This is a genomic window from Desulfobotulus sp., assembly GCF_034006065.1.
Classification (GTDB): domain Bacteria; phylum Desulfobacterota; class Desulfobacteria; order Desulfobacterales; family ASO4-4; genus Desulfobotulus.
The window spans coordinates 1-6951 of sequence record NZ_JAVETM010000079.1 but is presented as its reverse complement, the minus strand read 5'-3'; the positions used below and the strand labels follow the sequence as shown (position 1 = coordinate 6951).

Below are 6951 nucleotides of genomic sequence, written 5' to 3'. Positions count from 1 at the left end.
CCACGGCCCGGGCCGTGACATGGAAGACGGCGGGAAGCAGCTCGCCTGCCATCTTGTACATGTTGGGGATCATGAGCAAAAGCCCCTGGGAGGCCGTGAAGGTGGAGGTGAGCGCCCCTGCGGCCAGCGCTCCGTGCATGGAGCCAGCAGCCCCGGCTTCGGACTGAAGCTGGCGTACGGTGACGGGCTGACCGAAGATATTTTTGCGTCCGTCCGCAGCCCAGGCATCGGAGATTTCACCGATGGGGGTGGAGGGCGTGATGGGGTAAATGGTGGCAAGGTCGCTGAAGGCATAGGCCACATGGGCTGCTGCGGTGTTGCCATCAATGGTCATGCTTTTTTTTTCTTTTGCTGCCATGTTCTCTCCTTTTAAGGTTGTGCCGTGGGTTGCACGGCTTCATGGAAAAAGCTTGTGGCTTGGGGTCGGTGATGGGGATCAGCCCATGCCTTTAAAGGCGAAAAAGCTTAAGGAAATGACTCCTGCGGTGACAAGGCCGATGGCCGTATCCCGGAAAGCCTTTGGAATTCTGCCCTGAAAGAGTCTTTCCCGCACACCGGCAAAGAGGATGAGGGCAAGGCCGAAGCCCAAGGCATAGCCTGTGGAGGCCACCAGGGTTTCGATGAAGCTGTAGTCCGCGCTGATGGCCAGGAGGCAGGCCCCCATGACAGCGCAGTTGGTGGTGATGAGGGGCAGAAAGATCCCGAGACTGGCGTACAGGCCGGGAGCGCTTTTTTTGAGGAACATTTCCACAAACTGCACCAGGGACGCGATGATGAGGATAAAGGCAATGGTGCGCAGAAAGGTGATGCCGAGAGGCACCAGAAGCCAGTGTTCCACCATCCAGGTGACGGAACCGGCCATGACAAGGACAAAGAGTACGGCCATGGCCATGCCCGTTGCGGTTTCCATGGCCTTGGAGGTGCCCATGAAGGGGCAGATGCCCAGATACTGGGTGAGGACGATATTGTTCACCAGAATGCAGGTGACGGCCAGAAGGATGTAGGTGGTCATGGGATTCTCCTATCGCCGCTGACTGATGAGGTTCATGAGCCCGAGAAGAAGACCTAAGCCGATGAAGGCTCCGGGTGCTTCCACAAGGAAGGTGAGGGGCATGTAGCCAGGGCCGAAAACCGTGTGTCCGAAGAAGGTTCCGTTTCCGAAAATCTCCCTCAAAGCCCCCAGGGTGGCCAGCGAGAGGGTGAACCCGATACCGATGCCAAGGCCGTCGGCCAGGGAGGGGAGAAGGGGATTTTTGCTGGCAAAGGCTTCCGCCCTGCCCAGAACGATGCAGTTCACCACAATGAGGGGAATGAAGATGCCAAGCTTCTGGTACAGGGGATAGGTGAAGGCCTGCATGAGAAGATCCACAATGGTCACAAAGGTGGCGATGACAAGGATGTAGCAGGCGATGCGCACCTTGGGGGGAATGTGGTTCCGTAAGAGGGAGATGAGCATGTTGGAGCATACGAGAACAAAGGCGGTGGCAAGGCCCATGCCGATGCCGTTTTCCACGCTGCGGGTCACGGCAAGAACGGGGCAGAGTCCGAGAACCAGACGGAAAGGGGGGATTTCCTCCCACAGACCCTTTAAAAATTCCTTGTGCAGGGGACGGGGCATTTAGTCCTCCTTTCCTGAAAAGCGGGATTCCAGTTCGGGCTTGAGGCGCAGGTAGGCGGCGGCGGCTTCTTCCACGGCGCGGCCTACGGCCCTGGATGTGATGGTCGCACCGCTGAGGCTGTCGATGTCGCCGCCATCGGATCTCAGGGTTTTGGGGCCTGAAGCCTTTTTCCCCGCAAACTGGCGGCTGAAGGAGGGATCCTCCTTGGCTCTGGAGCCGATGCCCGGCGTTTCGCTGTGGGTGGTCACACCAATGCCCGCCAGGGTGTCATCGTTCATGCGGATGCCCACCATGACATGGATGTCACCGGAATAGCCCTGGCTGCTGCCTTCCAGCACCATGACAGGCCCGTCCGGAAGAAGGCCCGGGAAAAACTGGCGGTTTCTGTCGCCATCCTTAAGGGTGAAGCGTTCGGCAATGGGATCGTTTTCCATGCCTTGCAGAATGTGGCGGATGACAGGGGCTTTTTCGTTGGCAAGCTGCTGGCGTTCAATGGGTTCCCGCGTCCACTGCTGCACCCCGGCCAGCACACCTCCGGAAACGGCACTGAGAACGGCAAGCACTGCCACCATGCGTATCATTTCTCCCATGAGGACCTCCCCAGGGCTTTGGGCCGCATCCTGTCCAGGATGGGGGTAAGAAGATTCATCAGCAGTACGGCGAACACCACGCCGTCACTGTACGCGCCGATGTTGCGGATGAGCATGACCAGCACACCGCCCAGCAGGCCAAAGAGGAGCATGGGCAGGGGCAGTACCGGAGAGCCCGCATCTTCGGGCATGAGAAAAAAGGCGGCAAAGAGGGTGCTGCCTGTGAGGAGATGGAAAAGGGGGCCTGCGTAGCGGGCGGGATCTGCCAGGTGAAAGGCTGTGGCTGTGAGCAGAATACCGAGGATAAAGGAAAGGCAGATCTCAAAGCGGCAGATGCCCTTTGCCATGAGAAAGAGCCCCCCCAGAAGAAGCCCTGCGGCGCATCCTGTTCCGATACAGGCGATTTCCCGGCCAAGGAAGAGATCCATCAGGCTGAACCGGGCTGCAGCTTGGGCCCCCATGGCCTTTACTTCCACGAGGGGCCAGACGGCGGAAAAGTCGAGGCTGTGGTGGAGAAAGGTGCGGTCGAGATCATAGAGCTGGGGCCAGGAGATGAGCAGCAGTGCGGTGGTCAGGGCCACGGGGTTGAAGGGGTGGGCCCCTGTACCGCCGTAAAGCTCCCGGCCCAGCACAATGGCCAGCCCTGTGGCGGCGATCACCGCCCACCAGGGCATGGCCGGAGGCATGAGCATGGCAATGAGCAGGCCCGTGAGGGCAGCGCCTCCGTCATGGGCGCGGGAGGGTCTGCGGAAGAGTTTCTGAAAAAGAAGCTCCCAGACCATGGCCGAGCCCACAGCCAGAAGGAGAACCGCCGCCGCAGGCCCTCCGAAGTGGAGGATGCCGGGCACAAGGGCGGGCAGGGCGGCGGCCATGATGAGAAGATGACGGCGGGCCGTGGTGTGCCCGCAGTGGATGAAGGGGGCAGAGCTGATGGTGAAGCGCGGAGAGGAGGCCGTCATGACGCCACCTCCTGGCGCAGGGCCTCGTCCGCGAGGTGGCGGCGGTGTTCGTATTTGGCCAGCTGGATGTACTGAAAGATGGGGATCTGGCCGGGGCAGACAAAGCTGCACAGGCCGCAGTCGATGCAGCTCATGAGATCAAAGGATTCGGCCGCTTCCTCGTAGTGTCCTGCTTCCAGAACCCGGAGCATGAGGTTGACGGGCACCCGTGCGGGGCAGATGCGGGTGCAGGCCCCGCAGTTGAGGCAGGCCGGGGTCTGGCAGGGAACGCCCCTTTCCGGTGCCTGAATGAGCAGGGTGTCCGTGTCCGGACAGACAGGAAAGTCATCCTGATAGACGGCATAGCCTGTCATAGGGCCGCCGAGAATGACCCGGTCGCCGTATTCGGCCTTAAGCCCCAGATGGGCCAGCACGGTGGAAACCGGGGTGCCGATGCAGGCGGAAACCAGATGGCCCACCCCGTCCTTGCCCATGACCTGCACCAGTTTGTGCAGGGGGGGGACACCCGTGGCATAGAGAACGCCCATGGCGGCCAGGGCTTCGGCCTGAAGCACCAGGGTGCCCGCCTCTTCCAGGGGGCTTTCCGCAGGGGCTTCCTTTCCCGTTACGGCCCGGTGCAGGAGCCTCGGGGAGGCCTGGGGATATACGGGAGCCACGCCGTGTACGGTGCAGGTTTTATGTTTTTGCCAGTCTTTCTGCTGTCCTTCGGCCACCATGAGGTGGATGGCTGCCCCAGGCCAGGTGTTGCGGATCCAGTCCATGCCCGCTTCAAGGTCTTTGATCCGGGTTTTCAGCACATACTGGTTGTTGGTGGCCAGCACGTCGGAGCCAAGGCCGCTGATGATCACCCGCTGGGGCGGGGTTTCGGGCAGACAGGGTTTGCCGGGCAGTCCCGGAGCCGCACGGAACATGTCTTCCCGCTGAAAGGGCGGGGCTTCGGGAAGAAGGTCGCTTTCCGCAGCCTCTATGGTGAGGCTTAGGTAAACCCGGCCATAGTCGCCCACATAAGGGGTCATGGAGGCGATGACCCCGGAAATGGGGGCGATCACCGCCTGGCCCTTGTCCAGCAGTTCGAGGATCTGGCCTTTGGCCACGCTGTCTCCCTTCTGGAGGCGGAAGGCTTTTCCCGGTGTTTCTTTAAGTCGCAGCAGGGCTTCCCGGCCGCCCATGCCCTGTTTCAGGTTCTGATCCGAAAGCAGGGTGACGCTTAAGGGGGCGGGGAGGGGGTCGGGTGTGGGCAGGGTTGGCGGCAGCAGCGCGTAGCGGAGCCGCGAAGAGCCAAGGGTGAGGAGTCGGTTGACAATCATGGGTGTTCTCCTGGTGCGGATGTCAGAGGCCTGGGCCTGTTTTTCGGAGTATGGGGGGCAAGATTCCCAAGGTTTCAGGGCGCTGCCCTCTGCGGCCTTCAGCGGTTGTGACAGGCGGCGCAGTCCACAGGACCGGCCTGTTCATCCATATGACACTGGATGCACTGTTCGTGGTAGGCATCGGTCAGAGACAGCATGTGGGGGTCGTCCGATACCTTTTCGTGGCAGACGGCGCAGGAGTAGGTGTCATCCCCGTAGTCGAGGTTGTGATGACAGCTCGCACAGTCGATGCCATAGGTTTCTGTGTGGATCTTGTGGTCAAAGAGCACATGACCGGCCTTGCCCTCAAAGAGGATGCGCACGGGTTCGCCGCCGTCCGGGCCGGGTGGGGGAAAGAGGGCGTAAGCGCCAAAGCCCATGCCGCAAAGGAGGAGGGCGATGATGAGGAGTGTTCTGGGAGAAAGTGGCTGCATGGGAATCCGCCTTTAGTGTCCGTTCGGTTCGGAAAGTCGGGGGCCTGCCGTATGGTTGAAGGCTTTACGCCCGGAAGACCGTGATCGCGCCCTTCCTGGGGGGCGCGGACGTTCGGGGGGAAGGTCCGCGCCGTTTTCAGGAGGGATGGACAGTCGGTGATGGCAATCAGCAATTTAAGTGCCAATGCCTCTAACTGTTTGATTGTAAATCATAAAGCCCTACTGTTTTCCTCAATCTTTTTTTCCGGAAAGGAGGGGGTGTCCGGAAAATCAGACAGTCCGGGGGGCAGGCGCTTGAGAATGCGGGGCGTGTAGGCTGGTGAGCGGCTGAGGTGCTGCCCGGTTTTGCGGATCAGAAGAAAAACCAGGCCGAGGGAGAGAAAACCCGCAGCCGCAGCAATGGGGTCTGCGGGAAGCTGCATCCGCAGGGCGGCATGGTAGGCTCCGAGGCAGGTGAGTACAAAGGCGGCTACGGGCAGAAGGTAGAGGAGGGCCATGACCCTCAGCACCTCCCTGGAGCCGATGCCCAAGAGAACGGAATCTCCGGCCTGAAGGCCTGGCAGGCTTTCTACCCGGATTTCCATGGTGGCGGTGTTGACGCCGCAGAAATCCCTGCCTTTGCAGGCTGCGCAGGCTTCGGGTCTGCATGCGCGGACGGTGGCCATGCTGGAAGCGCTGTGGGTGACTATGCCTTCTGTGGTGCGCATGAAAGCCTCCTTTCGAAAAAGGGTGGATGGGGGGCTTTGCCGGGTTTTGGGCTGGACGTACGGATCTGCCCAATGGAGGATAAGATTGCAGGATGCATGCCAGAAAGATGAGATGGGCAGGGAGCCGCGATTTTCTCCTGCTGGCATGAAACTTGTAAAACTTGTGAAAGACCGGGCTTCGACAGCGCTTTCCGGTTTCATCCGGAGAAGGCATGAAAACCCATGGGATTGCGGTGTTTTTTATGGAGTTCAGCCCTGGAGAAGAACCTTTTCCGGTCACGGGAAGGATCTTGTTTAAAAAAGGTTTCCCCGCTTCTGTCCGGAAAAGAGGACGGATACCGGGTACGGGCTTGGGGAATGCGGCCGGTTTCGGGAAGAACCCGGCCCCTTTGAGTCATCTGTTATCAATTATCAATTATCTGTTATCAATTATCTGTTATCAATTTGCCTGATCCGCTTTTTTGATGCTTTTTGCTGAATGATGTTCCCGCACAGCCTGCTTTCCGGGAACGGGAAAGGAGAATGTCAAGGATGGAGATTCTGGTTTCTGTGCTGGCCTTAAGTGGCCTGGGTGCGCTCATCGGTCTGTTGCTGGCCATAGCGGACAAATGGCTCTATGTGGAAGAAGATCCCCGCATTGATCTCATTGAGGCCGTATTGCCTTCGGGCCAGTGCGGGGCCTGCGGATACGCGGGCTGCCGCCAGTATGCGGAAAAGGTGGTGAAGGAGCTTCGGGTTTCGCCCGCCCTCTGCCTTCCGGGGGGAGCGGATGTGGCCCGCGAGGTGGCCCGCATCGCAGGCAAGGAGCCTGAAGAGCTGGTGGCTGCCAAGGCCGTTGTGGCCTGTGGCGGCGGGAACGTGGAAGGCTGCCGCAGTCTTTTCACCTATAAGGGCATTGCCGACTGCAGGGCCGCTTCCCTGATGGCCGAAGGGGACAAGGCCTGCAAGTGGGGCTGCCTTGGCTTGGGAAGCTGTGTGTCCGTCTGTCCGGAAAAGGCCATTGTCATCAATGAAAGGGGCATTGCGGAGGTGGACACGTTGGCCTGCATCGGTTGTGGCCTTTGTGTCAAGGCCTGTCCCAAGGGGGTGATTTCCATGGTTCCGGAAACGGCAAAAAGCATGGTTTTGTGCCGGAATCCGGAAAAGGGCGGAGAAACGAAAAAGGCCTGCGACTTTGGGTGCATCGGTTGCCGCCTCTGCACGAAAGCCTGCCCCCATGGGGCGGTTTCCATGGACGGCAATCTGCCGGTTTTTGATTACACCCGGTGCGCGGTCTGTCCGGAGGCGGTCTGTCTT

10 protein-coding genes are annotated in these 6951 nt (G+C 60.0%); 2 read left to right on the top strand and 8 right to left on the bottom strand.

Annotated features, from left to right (window positions below):
* From RBR60_RS15800 to RBR60_RS15765, 8 genes are all read right to left on the bottom strand, one after another.
* Positions 1-358 (bottom strand): hypothetical protein (locus RBR60_RS15800; RefSeq protein WP_320358561.1); only part of this gene is annotated, 358 nt, incomplete at its 3' end.
* A 78-nt stretch (positions 359-436) separates the two neighbouring features.
* On the bottom strand, positions 437-1012 hold the full coding sequence (locus tag RBR60_RS15795; RefSeq protein ID WP_320358560.1) for an electron transport complex protein RnfA: 576 nt from the start codon (positions 1010-1012) through the stop codon (positions 437-439).
* A gap of 9 nt (positions 1013-1021) precedes the next feature.
* On the bottom strand, positions 1022-1618 hold the full coding sequence (locus RBR60_RS15790) for an electron transport complex subunit E (RefSeq protein WP_320358558.1): 597 nt from the start codon (positions 1616-1618) through the stop codon (positions 1022-1024).
* Positions 1619-2209: an RnfABCDGE type electron transport complex subunit G gene (gene rnfG, locus RBR60_RS15785; protein WP_320358556.1), complete on the bottom strand. Its 591-nt coding sequence runs from the start codon at positions 2207-2209 to the stop codon at positions 1619-1621.
* Positions 2197-3168, bottom strand: coding sequence for an RnfABCDGE type electron transport complex subunit D (locus tag RBR60_RS15780; protein ID WP_320358554.1), 972 nt, complete (start codon positions 3166-3168; stop codon positions 2197-2199). The genes rnfG and RBR60_RS15780 overlap by 13 nt, the downstream gene beginning before the upstream one ends.
* Positions 3165-4475: a 4Fe-4S dicluster domain-containing protein gene (locus RBR60_RS15775; protein WP_320358553.1), complete on the bottom strand. Its 1311-nt coding sequence runs from the start codon at positions 4473-4475 to the stop codon at positions 3165-3167. The genes RBR60_RS15780 and RBR60_RS15775 overlap by 4 nt, the downstream gene beginning before the upstream one ends.
* Before the next feature lie 98 nt (positions 4476-4573).
* A complete protein-coding gene (locus RBR60_RS15770; RefSeq protein WP_320358551.1) occupies positions 4574-4948 on the bottom strand; it encodes a cytochrome c3 family protein in 375 nt (124 codons plus the stop codon).
* Positions 4949-5157: 209 nt separating this feature from the next.
* Positions 5158-5655 carry a SoxR reducing system RseC family protein gene (locus tag RBR60_RS15765; RefSeq protein WP_320358549.1) on the bottom strand — a complete coding sequence of 166 codons (498 nt, stop codon included), beginning with the start codon at positions 5653-5655 and terminating at the stop codon, positions 5158-5160.
* Between the two features lie 212 nt (positions 5656-5867).
* Between RBR60_RS15765 and RBR60_RS15760 the strand changes: the two genes are divergently transcribed.
* Entirely contained in the window at positions 5868-6107 is a 240-nt protein-coding gene (locus tag RBR60_RS15760) for a hypothetical protein (RefSeq protein ID WP_320358547.1), read from the top strand.
* A 79-nt stretch (positions 6108-6186) separates the two neighbouring features.
* Positions 6187-6951 (top strand): RnfABCDGE type electron transport complex subunit B (locus RBR60_RS15755; protein ID WP_320358545.1); only part of this gene is annotated, 765 nt, incomplete at its 3' end.

Bases quoted from the DNA above. Each gene is read 5' to 3' on its own strand.
- RBR60_RS15795 (WP_320358560.1), bottom strand. From the start codon at position 1,012: ATGACCACCTACATCCTTCTGGCCGTCACCTGCATTCTGGTGAACAAT.
- RBR60_RS15790 (WP_320358558.1), bottom strand. From the start codon at position 1,618: ATGCCCCGTCCCCTGCACAAGGAATTTTTAAAGGGTCTGTGGGAGGAA.
- rnfG (WP_320358556.1), bottom strand. From the start codon at position 2,209: ATGGGAGAAATGATACGCATGGTGGCAGTGCTTGCCGTTCTCAGTGCC.
- RBR60_RS15780 (WP_320358554.1), bottom strand. From the start codon at position 3,168: ATGACGGCCTCCTCTCCGCGCTTCACCATCAGCTCTGCCCCCTTCATC.
- RBR60_RS15775 (WP_320358553.1), bottom strand. From the start codon at position 4,475: ATGATTGTCAACCGACTCCTCACCCTTGGCTCTTCGCGGCTCCGCTAC.
- RBR60_RS15770 (WP_320358551.1), bottom strand. From the start codon at position 4,948: ATGCAGCCACTTTCTCCCAGAACACTCCTCATCATCGCCCTCCTCCTT.
- RBR60_RS15765 (WP_320358549.1), bottom strand. From the start codon at position 5,655: ATGCGCACCACAGAAGGCATAGTCACCCACAGCGCTTCCAGCATGGCC.
- RBR60_RS15760 (WP_320358547.1), top strand. From the start codon at position 5,868: ATGAAAACCCATGGGATTGCGGTGTTTTTTATGGAGTTCAGCCCTGGA.